This window comes from Amycolatopsis sp., from assembly GCF_036008905.1.
In the GTDB taxonomy this organism is placed as follows: domain Bacteria; phylum Actinomycetota; class Actinomycetes; order Mycobacteriales; family Pseudonocardiaceae; genus Amycolatopsis.
Genome location: NZ_DASYMU010000167.1, coordinates 1 through 16,133, shown reverse-complemented (window position 1 = coordinate 16,133; position 16,133 = coordinate 1). Strand labels below are relative to the sequence as shown.

Genomic DNA, 16,133 nt, shown 5'->3' with positions numbered 1-16,133 from the left:
CTGCCATTCCCTCGCTCGGTGGCCTTCGAGGCCGCGGCGGCAACCGCGCCAAGGCGGCGGCCCCGCGCCCGATCCCCGTTCCGCTGTCGGCCTATGTGGTCGACTGCGCGGTGTACGTGGAGGGCAAACGCCTGCCGGGGCGATGGACGCACTCCGAGGCCATCAAGGAGGTCCGCAAGCGCCACGCGGGCTTCGTCTGGATCGGGCTGCACGAGCCGGACGCCGAGCAGATCCAGGGCGTCGCGGACACGTTCGGGCTGCACGAGCTGGCCGTGGAGGACGCGCTGGAGGCGCACCAGCGACCCAAGCTGGAGCGCTACGACGACACGCTGTTCATGGTCGTGAAGACCGTGCGTTACGTGGAGCACGAGTCGCCGACCACGGCCAACGAGATCGTCGAGACCGGCGAGCTGATGGTGTTCCTCGGCCGCGACTTCGTGATCACCGTCCGGCACGGCAACCACTCCGGGCTGGCCCGGCTGCGCCGTGACCTCGACGACGACCCGGAGCGCCTCGGCCTCGGGCCCGCCGCCGTCGTGCACGCGATCGCCGACCACGTGGTCGACCACTACCTGGAGGTCACCAGCCGGATCGAGTCCGACATCGACGAGATCGAGGCGCAGGTGTTCGCGCCGCGCTCGCTGGTGAGCGCCGAGCAGATCTACCTGATGAAGCGGGAAGTGCTGGAGCTGCGCCGCGCCGTGATGCCGCTCGGCACACCGCTCTCCCGCCTGGCCGAGGGCTACACCCGGCTGGTGCCGGACGTGGTCCGCTCCTACTTCCGCGACGTCGCGGACCACCTCGCGACCGTGTCCGAGCGCGTGGCGGCGTTCGACGAGCTGCTGAGCACCCTGGTCGACGCCACCGTCGCGAAGATCTCGCTGCAGCAGAACACCGACATGCGCAAGATCACCGCGTGGGCGGCGATCATCGCGGTGCCGACCATGGTCGTCGGCGTCTACGGCATGAACTTCGAATACATGCCCGAGCTGCATTGGCAGTTCGGCTACCCGATGGTGATGGTCATCATCCTGGGGATCTGCCTGCTGCTGTACCGAATATTCCGAAAGAACCAATGGCTTTAGCGCTTTCCCAGCGCTCCCTTGTTCTTTCCCCACCCGAGGTACGGGAGTTTTGCCATGCCACGTTTGCTGACCAACCTCAAGTTCTGGGCCCTCACCGCCGCGCTCGTCTGGATCCTCCTGATCATCGCCGTCATCGTGAAGGACCCGGGGTTCGCACACGGCGTCAAGTGAGGCCACGCGCCGTACGCTGGGCGCATGCCTACGGCACTGGTGGTCTCTGACGAGGTCGACGAACGGCTGTGGACGAACGCCGTCCTGTCCTATTCGGTCGACCTCGTCGTCGGCGCCGGTGACCTGCCGTTCGAGTATCTGGAGTTCCTGGCGGAAACGCTGGACAAACCCTGCGTGTTCGTCCCCGGCAACCACGACCCGGACCTGACCGGCTATACCCGCCACAGTGGACTGTCCCTTAAGGACGGTTTCCCGGTCGAATGGCCCGGCCCGGTGGGCGGGATCAACGCCGACGGCGTCGTCGTGGACGTCGGCGGCCTGCGCGTCGCCGGGCTCGGCGGGTCGATCCGCTACAACGACGGCCCGAACCAGTGGACCGAACGGCAACAGGCCCGGCGCGCCCGCAAACTCGTCCGGCTCGCCGAACGCCTGCGCCGCAAGGACGGGCGGGGTGTCGACGTCCTGCTCACGCACGCGCCGCCGCGCGGCCTCGGCGACCGAGAAGACCCGCCGCACCACGGTTTCGAGTGCCTGCACCGGACCATCGAGGCGCTGCGGCCGAAATGGCTGCTGCACGGCCACATCCATCCGCACGGCGAGCCGATGCCCGATCGCACGGCCGGCGAAACCAGGCTCCGCAACGTCGTGGGCCATCAGGTCATGGAGTTCGCGTCATGAACAAGGACACCGGTTTTCCCAGGGCGGACGCGGAACACGACTTCCTCCGCGCCCGGCGGCGTCAGGTCCTTTCCCGCCTCGCGAAATGGCTGCGCGGCGAGCCCGACGACGTCAACATCATGTTGCCGTTCAACGAAGTCGTCGACGCGCTCGGTTACCAGGGCGAGCGGCGGCTCGGGCCGCGGGTGATCAAACTCGACTCGATCGTCGGCAGCGTCGACCGCGGCCGCGACTTCGACCGGCGCTTCCGCCCGACCTCTGGCCGCGTACGGGAACGCTGGGAACGACTCGCCCTCGCGGCCCGGCGCGGCGAAGAGATCCCGCCGATCGAGGTCTACCGCATCGGGGACCTGCATTTCATCATCGACGGCCATCACCGCGTTTCGGTGGCGCACGCGCTGGGACTGTCCACAATAGAGGCTTACGTCACCGAGGTGCGGACCAAACTGGACCCCAGCGGGATCCGGTACCGCGGCGACCTGATCGTCAAGGACTACCGGCGGCTGTTCCTGGAACGCGTACCGCTGACCGGCCACGCGCGGGCGTCGATCGTGCTCCCGGATCCCTGGAAGTACGCGCAACTCGGCGAACACGTTGAGGCGTGGGGTTTCCGGTTGATGCAGGACGAAGGCAAGTTCTTCGAACGGGCAGTGGTCGCGCAACGCTGGTACGACGAGGAATACGTGCCGGTGGTGGAGATGCTGCAGCAGGCCGACATGATCGGCGACCGGACCGAGGCGGAGGCGTACATGTGGGTCGCCGGTGAGCGCTACCGCTTGATCCGCACGCACCGCTGGGACGACGACGTCATCGAAGCCGTCCGCGCCCAGTCGAAGTAGGTCCCGGGGGCGAAAGTGGCATGAACGGACCTTTCATCTCGAATTTTGAGATGAAAGGTCCGTTCATACCACTTTTCAGGCCGGGGTCGCCGGGTCCGGGGTGTCGCGGACCCACTTGAGTTTGATCTCGAACTGGCCCTGCATCCCGGTTTTCGCGATCACCGCGCCGACTTGGGCGTCCACCTTCACACCGAACTTGATCTCCACCTCGTCCGGCCGTTGCGCCATGGAGCGGAACTGGCCGAGTGCGGCGGAAGCGGCGTCACGGACTTCGGCGAGGGCGCGGTCGAAGGACTGCCCGGCCTCCTGGATGACCGTGGCCGCCTTGCCCGCCCGGACGGTTCCCTGTTGTGCTTCGACTTCGACCGACACCGAGCCGCCGCCTTCGAGTTCGAACCTGGCCAGTTCCACCACGATTGTGTTCCTCCTGTTGGGATGGTCATCCTCCGCACGCGACCTCCAGCTGGTCGACCGGATCGATTCCGGTGCGTACTTTTTCGAGGCTGTCGAGGAGCGAGTCGAGGCTCGCGGGGTCGCCGAGATACTCCAGTGCCGCGCGGGAGAAGGCGTCGCTCATGGTGGCGGGCATCAGGTCCGACGCGTCGAAACAAAGGGGGTCCTCGGAGATCAGGCGTCCCGCGATCTTCCTGCTGACGTCGTCGGCGTACACGTTCACCTTTTTGTTCGCGGAGAACGCGCTGCCGAGTGAGGGCCACACCTTCTGTCCGCGTTCGTCGGCGAGGTAGGCCATGAACCGGCGCGCGTTGTCGCTGGGGCGGAACATCGCGGCGAGGTCTGCGGACACCTCGGAGGCGCCGTTCGGGTTGGCGGCCGAGGCAGGGAAAGGGAAGTACGCGAAGTTCAGGCCCGGCACGCCCTGGTTCCGGTAGCCGCCCAGCATGAACGATCCCTGGTGTTCCATCATGCAGGCTGGCGGGCCGGTGAACATCCCGCGCCCCGCGTCACCGAACTCGGTCAGCAGCGCGGCGGTGGTGCCACCGTGCACCGAACCCGGTGTCGTGACCAGCCCACCCCAAGTCGTCCAAGCCCGTTTGACCTCGGGCGAGTCCCATCGGAGCGTGCCCGCCGACCAGCTCTGGTAGGTCGCCGGGCCGGACTGGTGCAGCAGGATGTCCTCGATCCAGTCCGTCCCCGGCCAGCCGGACGCCGGTGTCGCGCCCATGCCGACACACCACGGTGCCACACCGCGCGCACGCAGGGCATCGGTGGTCGCCGTGAGCTCGTCCCAGCTCTTCGGCGGCAGCCGGCCGAAGGTGATCGGGTTGTACCAGACAATGCTCTTCAGGTCTGTTTTCACCGGTACCGCCTGGATCTTGCCCGTCTCCACCTTCAGCAGCTTCAGCCACTGCTTGCTGTACGACTCCTCCGGCCGGTCCCCGAGAATGCCGTCGACGTCGTGGACATAGCCGCCGCGGACGTAGTTCGCCAGCTCACCGGGACTGGGCAGCACGGCGATGTCGGGTGCCTGTCCTTTTTGGACGTCGGCCTGCAGCACCTGGTTGAGCGCCCTGGTCCCGGTGTAGTTCACCTTGATGCCGGTCTCGTCTTCGAAACCCTTGAGCACCTTGAGGAACGCTGTCTCCTCGGCGCCGGTCCAGGACGCGAGCACGCTGAGACCCTTGTCGGCGTCCACCATCGAACACGCGCCGGCGGCCAGCACCGCGGCGAGGAACACGGAAAGTCTGCGCAGGGTTCTCATGTCGCCCCATACCTGTATTCGTCGATGCCGCGCCGGAGTCCGACCAGGACCAAGGCGGCGATCGCCACGGTCCCCAGCGGAATGAAGTACTCGAGAAATCCGCTCCGGTCGGCGGAATCCAGCTCGTTGTCGACCTGGATCGCCCCGTTGGCGACCTCGCGCTGGACGGTGTCGCCGCCACTACTCGCTTCGCCACCGAGCCCGGCCTTGAACGCGCTCACCGATTCACCGCACTCACCGCAGTGCGGGGCGAGCACCTTTTCGAGTTCCCGTTTCCCGTTGAGCGCGTCGGCGTCGGTCTGCGTCTTCGACTGGCTCACCACCTTGCCAAGGGTTGCGCCCGCGACATCGGCACGATCCTGCGAGAAGAACACCGACGACGTCGCCCCGGCCACCAGTAACACGAGCAGGGTGGCCACCACCAGCGCCGGGTTCAGCTTCCGCCGGAACCGCCGGGCGCCGAAAAACTGGGCCACCACCAGCAATCCCAGTAGCACCGCGATCGGCACGAGCCACACCAGCGATCCGGCGGGGTTCATCCAGCCCTCGGACAACTCCGTTTCGAGTGCGGTCCGCTGTGCGACAGCCAACTCGTCGAGCTGGGCGACGATCCCCGACTCGCGGCCATGCATCAGCCCGGAGGCGTACCAGAGCGCCGCGACCGTGAGCGGCGTCGGGCCGTCCGCGCGGAAGCTCGCGTCGGCGTCCCCTATCCCGCGCCCGTAAGCGACCACCAGGCCTTCGACCAGCTGGAGCGTGCGGCTCGCGGACTCACCGGCCGCGTTGTGCTCCGCGACCCTGGCGAGGTTCTGGCTCGCGATGGCGATCTGATTCTGGTACTGCGCACCGGGTCCGACCAGTTTCGCCTGCCCGGTACGGAAACTCGTCATCGCCGCGCTGTCCGCGTGCACGAGCGCCGCCCGGGCCGCCATCACTTCGAGCACGGCAGGCGCGGACCGCGCGGCCGCGTCCTTGGCCGTCGACGTCACGCCGGTGAACGCCGCCAGTGAGCCGACGAACACCGTCGCCGTCACCGCGAGCAGCGCCGTGCGCAGCCGGAGCAGATCACGTCGGGTCGTGCTCATGACGTGAACCGCCGGCCGCAGCCTTCACAGACCGCGAAGGTCCGCGGCGCGATCCGCCCGCACTGCGGGCACTTCCGGTCCGCACCACCGGCGTTGCCCGGCACGACCCGGCCGACGTCCGAATCCGGGGCGAACTCGGAAACATTCGAGCGCAGCACCGCGGAAAACCCGTCCCTTGGCCGCACCTGGTCCTTGACCCGCACCAGCCCCGCGGCGGCATCTTCGACATCGACCAGTGGCCACAACGTTTTCAGGATCGTTTCGTTGCCCAGTTCGGTGGCGAGCCGGACGGCGAGTCCCCATTTCTCGGCGGCCGTCTCCCGGTCGCCCGCCTCGAACGCGTCCCACCCGGCGCGCACGGCCCGGCCGAGTTCGCCCTGCACGGTGTAGCGCTCGACCTTCCGGTCCAGCTGGCTGGACAGCTCGGCGAAGTCGGTCACCCAGCCGATGATCGGCACCGGCTCGCCGGGCGTGCGCACCCCACCGGCGACCTCGACGACCGACACCCTGCCCAGCTGGATGTCGGTCTCCATCTTCTTCCCGGCGAGGTCGACTTCCAGGCAGACGTGGTATTCGCGGTACTCCTGTCCCCAGGAACCCGTGGACAGCTCCAGCGTGTTCCGCCCGGCGGCGACACAGCGATCGGTGAGATCCACTTCGGCCGGATGCACCTGTTTGACGAACCGGAGCTTGGTGAACGGCATGGTGGTGATGCGCAAAGTCAGCTCCTGCACCGTTTTCACCATCGCCGCCTGGATCATCCGCTCGAAGTGCGCCGGCAGTTCCGCGTCGGTCACCACCGCGTCGGCCGTACCGCGCAGGACTTCGGCGATACGCCTGAGCTCAGCGGGATTCCAGTCGTCGCCGATTCCCCTGGCGTCACAGACGAAATGGCCTTCACACTCGTTGAGCACCTCCGTCAAGCGCTCGGCGGACTCGGCTTCGTTGATCCCGTCGGTGAGCAGGACGGCGTGCCGGACGGCGTCCGGGTGGGCGTCCAGCAACCGTTTCGCCAAGGTCAGCCAGGTGCTCATCGCGGTGCGCCCGCCCGCGATGAGTTTCGACGTCATCGCCTTCGCCTCGGCCCTGGTCCGCGGATCGGCCCGGACGAGCGCGGCGTGCTTGGGGTACACCATCGTCGCGAATTCGGTACCCTGTACGACGCCGAACCACACGCCGTCACGCAAGACGTCGATGGCCGCTCCCGTCGCGCGTTTGGCCGCCGCGATCTTCGTCGGCGCCCAGCCCATCGACTCGGAACAGTCGACGAGCAGTACTTCCGCGGCTTCGGCGGGGACCTCGCCACCACTGGCCGTGACGTTCAGGATCGAGTCCATCACGTGGTCCGAAGTGGACAGATACTTGACTTGGCTGAGTTCGAGCGCGAAACCGGTCCGCTGGTTCATCCCACTCCCTAGATCCACGTCTTCGGGCGGACGGCGTTCGCGCGGTCGACCAGGGTGCCGTGCTCGCCGACGTCGCGGGCCCGTCCGGCGAGCCACCGGTAGCAGCGCTCCAGCTCCAGCCGCGGTCGCCGCTCGTCACCACCGTCGGCCAGCGCCCGCTCCAACTCCGCCTCGCGGACGACCGTGGTCAGCCGTTCCCGGAACTCGCCGTGCTCGTCACCGCTGTCGAGGTACAGCTCGGGAAGCCGCCGGTTCGCCTCGGCGAAATCGGCCGCCCCCGGCGGACCGCACGGCAGGGTCGCCGCGTGGATACGGACCGTCGCGATCTTCGCCGCGTCGTAGTGCCGGGACACCGGCCGCACTCCGTCCAAAATGGACACCGCGGCGCGCCGGCACTCGGGACCGTTGCCGCGCAAGAGCAGTCTCGCCAGCCCGAAAGCCGCGCTCGCCTGCGCGTGGTCCCGCCACCACACCGCTTCGTAGAACTGACGTGAGCGGGCCGCGTCCAGGTGTTCGTAGCAGAAACCCAGCGCCAGTTTGGGCGCGTCCTCGCCGGGCAACGCCGAATAGACCCGGTCGAACGCGGCCGCCGCGAGTTCGGTCTTGCCGCGCGCCAAAGCCAGCAATCCGTGGTGCCACTGCACCCGCCAGTCCGTGGTGACCGTGGTACCCAAAAGCCGTTCGGCCGTGCCCAGCGCGGACACCGCGTGCGTGAGGTCGCCCAGCACGAGATACGCGCGCACGCGGGCGAATTCGACGTCCACCGAATCCCGGCCGAAGGTGTTCAGCTTGTCCAGCAGCCGGCTCGGAGTCGCCGCCGCGTAGGCGGTGTCCAGAAAGAGCGCGGCCGACTCCTCACCCGAGTTCTCCTTCTCCGCCCAGGGAATCGGCAGCCTCGACGCCGCCTCCGCCGGGGATGGACGGCCGTCGTCGAACACTGGGGAAACCGGGCCGGTCGCCGTCCACCGCTCCAGACCGGGGATGGCACCGAGCCCGGAATCGAGCAGTTCGGGCGTGCTGTCGAACCGTTGCGACGGCGCGGGCAGCGGACCCTGGCCCTGCAGCGCGAGAAGTTCCCGCCGGACGCCGTCGAGCTGCTCGGCCATCTCCGCGACGGTCCGGAACCGCTGATGGAACCCGCTGACCGCCCTGTCCAGCAACCGGCGGAGCGACTCGACCCCGAACGAGAGGTCGGACGCTTCGGCGTCCTGTGCGGCATCGAGCAGTTCCCGCAGCGTCTTCCCGACCGTGTGGATGTCCGACCGCTCCGACAGGCCGTGTTCCTTGAGTTCGGCGGGATCGGGCAGGTAGTGCTTGGTGCCCACCTGCTTGCTCGTGTGATCGTTGATCGCTCGCGCCGCGCCGAGGTCGACGACCTTGATCCCGCGGACCCCGTGGATGACGTTGTCGGGCTTCATGTCGCAGTACAGCAGGCGTTCGCGGTGCAGGTAGTCGAGCGCGGCGAGGATCGCGCGGCCGTAGGTGACGACGTGCGTGACCGTCAGCTCCGCGCTCGTCTTGATCATCTGGCGCAGGGTCAGTCCGTTGACGTAGTCCATCACGAGGTAGTCGTCGGGCTTGCCGTCGCGCGGGTTCTGGTGGTGGACGAAGTTGCTGATCCGCACGATGTTCTCGTGCTGGAGCCGGATGAGGACGTCTCGTTCGACCACCGCGAGCTCCCGCGCCTGCGCGTCGGTCGGGTTGATCACGCCCTTGATGGCCACGTAAATTCCGCCGAGCGCGGTGTCCTTCGCGAGGTACACCCAGCCGAGGCCGCCGTGCGCGAGCCAGCCGACGATGTCGTACCGGCCGGCCAGTAGTTCGCCGGGCTTGAGCTTGGGCGAGAAGTCGAAGTCCAGTCCACAATGGCCACAGGACCCGTGGGTCAACGGAGGCTGCCCCTGATAACCGCGGCCGACCGGGCGGTGACAGGCCGGATTGCCGCAGAACTGGCGGTGCTCGGGATAGTGCGGATCGACGAGCAGGGCACCGGCCGGGTCCGGCATGTCGAGCGGCGGCAGCTGGGCGAACTCGGCCGCGCCGCCGGGCTCGCCGTCGAACCCGCGCCTGCCGGTGGCCATGGTGGTGAACCCGACCGTCGGCGAGGACAGCGTCGAGGTCGCCGAGGTCACGGTGGTCGCCATGGTCTGCCGATCGGCGACCACCCGCTCACCGCAGACGTCGCAGAAGCCGGTGGAACTGACCGGTTCCCCGTGGCACATCAGGATTTCCCCGGTCACGTGACCGCCTCCGGTTCGCCGTCGATCCGGCGCCGGACCGCTCGCACGTAGTTCTCGACCAGTTCTTCGGCCAACGGCAGCGAACACGGCCCGGCGGCGATCTCCTGCGCGGCGGAGCGGTACAACGCGGCCAGTTCTTCGTCTTCCACGAGTCCGTGATCCCGGGCGCGGGCGTTGTACCCGCGCAGCAGGCCTTTCAGCTCCTCGTGACGTTCTCGGCGGGACTCCAGTTCCTCGCGAACCCTGGTGAGCGCCTGCCAAGCGCGTTCGGTCTTACGCTCGGTGGAGGCCAGTTTGTGACGCACCAGCGCCGGGTCGACCTCGGGAGGCGCACCGGCCACCGCGCGGGCACGGAGTTGCAGATCGATCGAGACCCACGGAACCTCGGGCACCGGTTCGACACGCCGAGCCAGTTTCCCGGCCAGCTCACGGAGTTCCGATTCCTCGGCTTCGACACTTTCGACGCGGAGGGAGAGTTTTTCGGCCCTGCGCTGGATTTCCTCGCGCAGCCATTCCCGGACAAGCCCCAGTCCCGGCGAGTTCTCCCCGCTGAAATGGATTTCCACCTCGGTGCCGTCGTCGAGCAACGGCTTGACGACCTTGTGGAGCATTTCCTCCGGTTGGCTGGATTCGTCGATGCCCGCCAGTGCCACCGTCACCGGCGGCGCCTTCCGCGCGTCGGTGCCGCCGGAGGCCGACAACGCCGTGCTGAGCCTGCCTTCGATCCATCGACGCACTTCGTCCGGAGTGCTTTCGGCGGCGTTCACGGTGGTTTTTATCGCGCCCTGTAAGGGATCGAGCCCTTTGGCGATCGGGCCGCCGACGGTCATCACCACACCGGGCGGAGGCAGCGGGGCGAGATCGGCACCGACCCAGCGCCGGACCTCGCGGGCGTACCGGACGATGGTGGCGACCGGGATCATCCACGCCAGGCGCTGCGTTTCGTCGGTGAATTCGGTGACGACCATGCCGACGACGGCACCGGTGTAGTCGTCGATGACCCCCGAGCCGCTGAAGCCGCGGCGCACGCGCTGGCCGGGCAACTGCGAATCGACCTGGACCCATTCGTCGGCGGGCCCGGACGGTCCGGCGAGCGTGCCGAACGCCCAGACGCCGTGGCTGAGCCGATCGGGAAAGCCGAATGTGCGTACTGTCCGGTGCGCCGGTTCGGGCAGCCGGTGCAGCCTCGCACCGGGCACCTCCGGCGAGCCGGGCGCCAGCCGCAGCAACGCGATGTCGGCGCTGCCGTCCTCACGCGCGGGCTGCCAGCAGCCGGGAACCACGGTGGCGCGGGCGGAAGGCGAGCCGGGCAGCCCGACGAAATTGACGAGAACTTCCATGCCGGGAACCGAAACCGGGTCTCCGGCGGGTTCGACGACATGCGCGCAGGTGAGGACGAACCCTTCGCCCAGCGCGATTCCGGCGCCCAGCGACTCCCCCGCGATGTCGCGGATGCACACCCGCCACAGCTTCGAACCGCTTGCGCGCCCCGCAACAACCCCGTCGTCGACCTTCACCGCAGCCGACGATACGGAAACCGGACCGGGCGATGGGGCTACGCCGGGACTTGACGCCGGACGTCACCCGATCAGCCGATCACGGGGCCGTGAATGCCATGAAGGGCCCCTTCCTCTCGAAAATCGAAAGGAAGGGGCCCTTCATGGCATTTTCCGGACGGTTACATGTGCACCGCGGCGGGAGCGTCCGAGTCGATCACCGGAACGCCCGGCCGGAGCAGCAGTCCGCAGGCGACCGCGCCGAGGGCGAAGATCCCGGCGGCCCAGGCGAACGCGGTGGTGTAGCTGTGCACCGCGGCTTCGGCCATCAGTTGCTGCGAAGACTCCTTACCCACGATGAACGACGTCGCGGCGTTGGCGGCGATCGTGCTCAGCAGTGCGGTGCCGATGGAGCCACCGATCTGCTGCGCGGTGTTCGCCGTGGCCGAGGCGACCCCGGCGTCGTGGGCGTCGACACCCAGGACGGCGACGCTCATCGCCGGCGCCATGGACAGGCCGATGCCCACACCGGCGACCATCAGCGGGAACAGCACGCCGTCGGCGTAGGTGCTGGTGGTGTCGATGTAGCTGAGCCACCACATGCCTCCGGCCGCGATCAGCATGCCGAGTGTCACCAGCGGCTTCGGCCCGAACCGGGGCAGCAGGACGGCCGTCGCCGAGATGGCGGCGATCATCAGTGTGGCCACCATCGGCATGAACGCCAAGCCGCTCTGGATCGGCGTGAAGCTGAGGTTCTGCTGCACGTAGAAGGTCAGGAACAGGAAGATCGAGAACATGCCGATCGCCAGCAGGAACATCGCCAGGTACGACCCGCCGCGGTTGCGGTCGAGCAGTACCCGCATCGGCAGCAGCGGGTGGGCGACCCGGGTCTGCAGGACGACGAACGTGACGAGCAGCGCGGCCCCGGCGGCCAGGAAACCCCAGACCGACGCCGAGGACCAGTCGTCCGAAGTGGCGTTGGAGAAGCCGTAGACCAGCGCGAACAGACCGGCCGTCGCGGAAACCGCACCTGGGATGTCGAGCTTGGGCCGCTCACCGGGGGCGTCCTCGTGGCGCAGCAGGACCGTGGCACCGGCCAGCGCGATGATGGCGAAGATGATGTTCACGAACATGCACCAGCGCCAGTCGAGGTACTCGGTCAGCACGCCACCGAGCAGCAGGCCTACCGCGGCCCCGCCACCACCGATGGCGCCGAAGACACCGAACGCCTTACCGCGTTCCTTGGGGTCGGTGAACGTCGTGGTCAGCAGCGCCAAAGCGGCCGGCGCGAGCAGCGCGCCGAAGACACCCTGCGCGGCACGGGCGATCAGCAGCATCTCGATGCCGTTGGCGGCACCACCGACGGCGGAGGCGATGGCGAAACCGGCGAGCCCGACGATCAGGGCCCGCTTGCGGCCGAAGAGGTCGGCCGCGCGGCCGCCGAGCAGCAACAGGCTGCCGAAGGCAAGGGCGTAAGCGGTGACGACCCACTGGCGGGCGCCATCGGTGAAACCAAGACTGTGCTGCGCGGACGGCAGCGCGATGTTCACGATCGTCGCGTCGAGCACGACCATCAGCTGGGCCAGCCCGATCACGACCAGGATCAGCCAGCGCCGGGCGTGGTGCGGATTGCTGCCGTGCTCGGCCGTATCCTCCGGCATGGGAGCGGCGACAGTTGCCTGTGACATGAAGTGGTCCTCGCAGATTATGTGGAGTAGGTATCTCCTCTTATGTTGACCAAGGTACACACTAAGTGGAGATGCTGCCTCTACTTTTGCTAAGATGGCGGCATGACCAGGGACACATGTCCCGTCGCAACGGCGCGACCGCTGCGGCGTGACGCCGAATTGAATCGGCAGAAGATCATTGCCGCCGCCAAGGTGGTCTTCGGTGAACGAGGACTGGAAGCCACCCTTGACGACATCGCGCACTACGCCGGGCTCGGCGTGGGCACCGTTTATCGACGGTTCCCGAGCAAGGAGCACCTGGTAGAGGCGCTTTTCGTGGCCAAGTTCGAGGAAATCACCGAGCTGGCCGAGAAGGCGCTCACGGAGCCGGACCCGTGGGACGGCTTCGTCATGTTCGCCTGGAAGACGGCCGAACTCCACGCCGAGGACAGAGGACTTCGCGATGTCATGCTGTCGACCACCTTCGGCCAGGACAAGGTCGCGCACGCCAAGGAGGAGATGATCCCGGTCTGCAACCGGCTCGTCGAACGTGCTCAGGCGTCCGGGCAACTGCGCGCCGACGTCCGCCCGAGCGACCTCGCGCTGCTGCACCTGATGATCGGCTCGGTCGCGGAGTACGCCCACGACGTCCAGCCGGGTCTGTGGCGGCGCTACCTCGGCATGCTGCTCGACGGCCTCAGGGCCCAGCCCGGCGCGCCGTCGGCGCTCGCGTGCGGGCCGCTCGACGAAGAGACCCTCGACGTCGCGATGTGCAACTGGCATCCGCACCACTGACCACTTGACTGAGGTGCCCCACCGAAATCGGGTCATCCGGCCGAGCCACACACCGCCGTCCCGCCGCGAAGCTTGTCCCCGTCGGGGGAACAAGTGGAGAGGACGGGAACGTGCGGCTTGGGGTAGTGCAGCTAGGTGCGCTGCTGGGTGCGGTGCTGGCGCTTTCTGCGTGCGGCGTGGGCAAAAGCTGGGAAGTCCGGATGGAGGTCGCCGGGCCGCGGGAGGCGACCGTCCAGTCGAGCTTCGCCGGCGGGGAGAAGAACCCACGGCCGGCTTCCCGGAAACTTCCCTGGCAGGACAAGCAATCCGTGGGCTTCGGCTTCAACGACCTGAGTGTCACGGACGCGGCACCGGGGACCGTCTGCCGGATCTTCGTCGACGGCCGGCTGCGTGACGAGCGCGTCGCCGACCAGGACGGCGCCGTCACCTGCCACGTGAACAACCAGGAATGACGTGAAGGCCCCCTTCACAGCGTCAGACGCGGTGAAGGGGGCCTTCACGTACCACTGGAAACTACTCCGAGTAGGTCAGGTTCTTCCCCGTGGAGGGGTCGAACAACTGCACCTTGTCGGCGTTGAACCAGACGTCGAGCGGCTGGCCCTCACGTGCCGACGAGGCCGACGACAGTCGCGTGACGATCGCCGAGCCACCACCCGGGACGTCGGAGGAACCGCTGTCGGCGGCCAGCTCCGCGAGTTCCGACGTGGTCGCCTGCTCACCCTCGACGGTGAAGTGGGCGTACTTCTCCGAGCCCATCGACTCCAAGACGTCCACCTGCGCGGTGAACGTCGAACCGCCGCGCTTCTGGCTGTCGTCGAGCAGCCCCGCGTCTTCGAAGTGCTCCGGGCGGACCCCGGCGATCACCTCACGCGGCGCGTCCGCGGCCTCGACGAGCCGGCGCACCCTGTCGGTCAGCTCGACCGTGCCGAGCGGGCTGCGCAGGGTGCCGTTCTCCAGCGTCGCCGGGACGAAGTTCATCGACGGCGAGCCGATGAACCCGGCCACGAACAGGTTCGCCGGGTTCTCGTAGAGGAACTGCGGCGAACCGATCTGCTGGACATGCCCGCCCCGCAGCACGACGACCCGGTCCCCGAGGGTCATGGCCTCGGTCTGGTCGTGCGTGACGTACAGCGTGGTCGTGCCCAGCTGCTTCTGGATCTTCGACACCGAGGTCCGCATCTGGCCGCGCAGCTTCGCGTCCAGGTTGGACAGTGGCTCGTCCATCAGGAAGGCCTTGGGGTTACGCACGATCGCGCGTCCCATCGCCACCCGCTGCCGCTGCCCACCGGAGAGGTTGGCCGGGCGGCGGTCGAGATGTGCCGTCAGATCAAGGATCTTGGCGGCCTCGTCGACCTTCGAGTTCACCGTCCGGTCGTCCACTTTGGCCAGTCGCAGCGGGAACGCCATGTTCTCGCGGACGGTCATATGCGGGTACAGCGCGTAGGACTGGAACACCATCGCGATGTCCCGGTCCTTCGGCGCCTTCTCGTTGACCCGCCGGCCGTCGATGCGCAGCTCGCCCGCCGAGATGTCCTCCAAGCCCGCCACCATGTTCAGCAGGGTCGACTTGCCGCAGCCGGACGGCCCGACCAGCACCAGGAACTCACCGTCGTCGATGGTGATGTCCACTTCGGACACCGCGAGCGCGCCGTCGGGGTACTTCTTGCTCACCTTGTCCAGAACGATCTCAGCCATGCTTACCCCTTCACCGCACCAGACGTCAGCCCCGCCACGATGCGACGCTGGAAGATCAACACGAACACAATGATCGGGATGGTGATCACCACGGCGGCCGCGGAGATCGTCCCGGTCGGGTCCTCGAACTGCGAAGACCCGGTGAAGAACGACAACGCCGCCGGCACCGTGCGTGACGCCTCGGTGGACGTCAGCGAGATGGCGAACAGGAAGTCGTTCCAGCACAGGATGAACACCAGGATCGCGGTGGTGAACACGCCCGGCGCGGCCAGCGGCGCGATCACCTTGCGGAACGCCTGCGCCGGCGTCGCGCCGTCCATCTTCGCGGCTTTCTCGAGCTCCCAGGGGATTTCCCGGAAGAACGCGGAAAGCGTGTAGATCGACAGCGGCAGCGCGAACGTGATGTACGGCAGGATCAGCCCCGGCCAGGTGTCGAACAGGCCGAGTTGACGCTCGATGTTGAACAGCGGCGTCACCAGTGACACCTGCGGGAACATCGCGATCAGCAGCGAAAGCCCCACCAGGATCTGTTTGCCGGGGAAGTCGAGCCTGGCGATGGCGTACGCCGCCATCGTGCCGAGCACGACCGCGATCACCGTGGCGATGATCGCGATCCCGATCGAGTTCACCAATGCCCGGATGAACTCCGTTGTGGCGAAGATGTCCGCGTAGTTCTGGAAAGTCCATGCCTGCGGGATGAAGTTCCCGTCGGTCAGGGTTTCCTTTGTCTTGAAGGACAGTGAAACGACCCAGAGCACCGGCACCAGTGCGAACACCAGCACCAGGATGTCGACAAGTCCCCATCTGATCTTGCGGCCGGATGTGACCGCGCCTCCCATGACCATCAGCGCTTACCTCCTGGGTCGCTGCCGGGCGCCGAGGCACCGAAGATCTTGATGAAGATGAACGCCATGATCGCGACCGTGATGAAGATCAGCACGGCCATCGTCGAGCCGATCCCGAGGTTCAACCCTTTTATGAGGTTGTTGTAGGTCTGCATGGATACCGACGACGTGTCTTGCGCTCCGTTCGTGAGCACGAAGATGTTGTCGAAGATCCGGAACGCGTCCAGTGTGCGGAACAGCAGCGCCACCAGGATCGCCGGCTTCATCAGGGGCAGGGTGATCCGGGTGAAGCGCTGCCAGGCGGTGGCCCCGTCCACCTTGGCGGCCTTCTGCAGGTCCTCGGGGACCAGAGCGAGCCCGGCCAGCAGCAGCAGCGCCATGAACGGCGTCGTCTTCCAGACCTCGGCCAGG

The 16,133-nt window shown here is 67.5% G+C and carries 15 protein-coding genes; 5 read left to right on the top strand and 10 right to left on the bottom strand.

Annotated elements, in window-relative coordinates; translation table 11 throughout:
* The 3 genes from corA to VGP60_RS28940 form a co-directional block, all read left to right on the top strand.
* Positions 1 to 1,085, top strand: a 1,085-nt coding sequence (corA, locus tag VGP60_RS28950) for a magnesium/cobalt transporter CorA (RefSeq protein ID WP_327551292.1), incomplete at its 5' end; no start/stop codon positions are given.
* A gap of 195 nt (positions 1,086 to 1,280) precedes the next feature.
* Entirely contained in the window at positions 1,281 to 1,934 is a 654-nt protein-coding gene (locus VGP60_RS28945) for a metallophosphoesterase family protein (RefSeq protein WP_327551291.1), read from the top strand.
* Complete coding sequence (locus VGP60_RS28940; RefSeq protein ID WP_327551290.1) at positions 1,931 to 2,773, top strand: chromosome partitioning protein ParB; 843 nt, start codon at positions 1,931 to 1,933, stop codon at positions 2,771 to 2,773. The genes VGP60_RS28945 and VGP60_RS28940 overlap by 4 nt, the downstream gene beginning before the upstream one ends.
* 75 nt (positions 2,774 to 2,848) lie before the next feature.
* Here the strand turns inward: VGP60_RS28940 and VGP60_RS28935 are convergent, their stop codons facing one another.
* The 7 genes from VGP60_RS28935 to VGP60_RS28905 all read right to left on the bottom strand — a co-directional run bounded on the left by VGP60_RS28935 (position 2,849) and on the right by VGP60_RS28905 (position 12,408).
* Positions 2,849 to 3,187 (bottom strand): CU044_2847 family protein, encoded by a 339-nt coding sequence (locus VGP60_RS28935; protein WP_327551289.1) that lies wholly within the window; start codon positions 3,185 to 3,187, stop codon positions 2,849 to 2,851.
* Between the two features lie 25 nt (positions 3,188 to 3,212).
* Positions 3,213 to 4,493 carry an ABC transporter substrate-binding protein gene (locus VGP60_RS28930; RefSeq protein ID WP_327551288.1) on the bottom strand — a complete coding sequence of 427 codons (1,281 nt, stop codon included), beginning with the start codon at positions 4,491 to 4,493 and terminating at the stop codon, positions 3,213 to 3,215.
* Positions 4,490 to 5,578 (bottom strand): hypothetical protein, encoded by a 1,089-nt coding sequence (locus VGP60_RS28925; RefSeq protein WP_327551287.1) that lies wholly within the window; start codon positions 5,576 to 5,578, stop codon positions 4,490 to 4,492. Before VGP60_RS28925 ends, VGP60_RS28930 begins: the two co-directional genes overlap by 4 nt.
* Complete coding sequence (locus VGP60_RS28920; RefSeq protein ID WP_327551286.1) at positions 5,575 to 6,984, bottom strand: vWA domain-containing protein; 1,410 nt, start codon at positions 6,982 to 6,984, stop codon at positions 5,575 to 5,577. Before VGP60_RS28920 ends, VGP60_RS28925 begins: the two co-directional genes overlap by 4 nt.
* An 8-nt stretch (positions 6,985 to 6,992) precedes the next feature.
* A complete protein-coding gene (locus tag VGP60_RS28915; protein WP_327551285.1) occupies positions 6,993 to 9,224 on the bottom strand; it encodes a serine/threonine-protein kinase in 2,232 nt (743 codons plus the stop codon).
* A complete protein-coding gene (locus VGP60_RS28910) occupies positions 9,221 to 10,741 on the bottom strand; it encodes a serine protease (protein WP_327551284.1) in 1,521 nt (506 codons plus the stop codon). The genes VGP60_RS28915 and VGP60_RS28910 overlap by 4 nt, the downstream gene beginning before the upstream one ends.
* A gap of 161 nt (positions 10,742 to 10,902) precedes the next feature.
* The gene (locus VGP60_RS28905; protein WP_327551283.1) at positions 10,903 to 12,408 is read right to left on the bottom strand and encodes an MFS transporter; all 1,506 of its coding nucleotides are present in this window, start codon (positions 12,406 to 12,408) and stop codon (positions 10,903 to 10,905) included.
* Between the two features lie 102 nt (positions 12,409 to 12,510).
* On the opposite strand from VGP60_RS28905, the gene VGP60_RS28900 reads away from it, so the two are divergent.
* Together VGP60_RS28900 and VGP60_RS28895 are read left to right on the top strand one after the other, a co-directional pair.
* Entirely contained in the window at positions 12,511 to 13,182 is a 672-nt protein-coding gene (locus VGP60_RS28900; protein ID WP_327551282.1) for a TetR/AcrR family transcriptional regulator, read from the top strand.
* 110 nt (positions 13,183 to 13,292) lie between these two features.
* Entirely contained in the window at positions 13,293 to 13,634 is a 342-nt protein-coding gene (locus tag VGP60_RS28895) for an MmpS family transport accessory protein (RefSeq protein WP_327551281.1), read from the top strand.
* Between the two features lie 61 nt (positions 13,635 to 13,695).
* On the opposite strand, the gene VGP60_RS28890 is transcribed toward VGP60_RS28895, so the two are convergent.
* The 3 genes from VGP60_RS28890 to VGP60_RS28880 all read right to left on the bottom strand — a co-directional run.
* Positions 13,696 to 14,877 carry a sn-glycerol-3-phosphate ABC transporter ATP-binding protein UgpC gene (locus tag VGP60_RS28890; RefSeq protein ID WP_327551280.1) on the bottom strand — a complete coding sequence of 394 codons (1,182 nt, stop codon included), beginning with the start codon at positions 14,875 to 14,877 and terminating at the stop codon, positions 13,696 to 13,698.
* A 2-nt stretch (positions 14,878 to 14,879) separates the two neighbouring features.
* Positions 14,880 to 15,722 carry a carbohydrate ABC transporter permease gene (locus VGP60_RS28885; protein WP_327551279.1) on the bottom strand — a complete coding sequence of 281 codons (843 nt, stop codon included), beginning with the start codon at positions 15,720 to 15,722 and terminating at the stop codon, positions 14,880 to 14,882.
* Positions 15,722 to 16,133 (bottom strand): sugar ABC transporter permease (locus VGP60_RS28880; protein ID WP_327551278.1); only part of this gene is annotated, 412 nt, incomplete at its 5' end. The genes VGP60_RS28880 and VGP60_RS28885, both read right to left, overlap by 1 nt.

What these genes read in the sequence shown, in the direction of transcription:
- VGP60_RS28945 (WP_327551291.1), top strand. Translation starts at nt 1,281, where the DNA reads ATGCCTACGGCACTGGTGGTCTCTGACGAGGTCGACGAACGGCTGTGG.
- VGP60_RS28940 (WP_327551290.1), top strand. Translation starts at nt 1,931, where the DNA reads ATGAACAAGGACACCGGTTTTCCCAGGGCGGACGCGGAACACGACTTC.
- VGP60_RS28930 (WP_327551288.1), bottom strand. Translation starts at nt 4,493, where the DNA reads ATGAGAACCCTGCGCAGACTTTCCGTGTTCCTCGCCGCGGTGCTGGCC.
- VGP60_RS28925 (WP_327551287.1), bottom strand. Translation starts at nt 5,578, where the DNA reads ATGAGCACGACCCGACGTGATCTGCTCCGGCTGCGCACGGCGCTGCTC.
- VGP60_RS28920 (WP_327551286.1), bottom strand. Translation starts at nt 6,984, where the DNA reads ATGAACCAGCGGACCGGTTTCGCGCTCGAACTCAGCCAAGTCAAGTAT.
- VGP60_RS28905 (WP_327551283.1), bottom strand. Translation starts at nt 12,408, where the DNA reads ATGTCACAGGCAACTGTCGCCGCTCCCATGCCGGAGGATACGGCCGAG.
- VGP60_RS28900 (WP_327551282.1), top strand. Translation starts at nt 12,511, where the DNA reads ATGACCAGGGACACATGTCCCGTCGCAACGGCGCGACCGCTGCGGCGT.
- VGP60_RS28890 (WP_327551280.1), bottom strand. Translation starts at nt 14,877, where the DNA reads ATGGCTGAGATCGTTCTGGACAAGGTGAGCAAGAAGTACCCCGACGGC.
- VGP60_RS28885 (WP_327551279.1), bottom strand. Translation starts at nt 15,722, where the DNA reads ATGGTCATGGGAGGCGCGGTCACATCCGGCCGCAAGATCAGATGGGGA.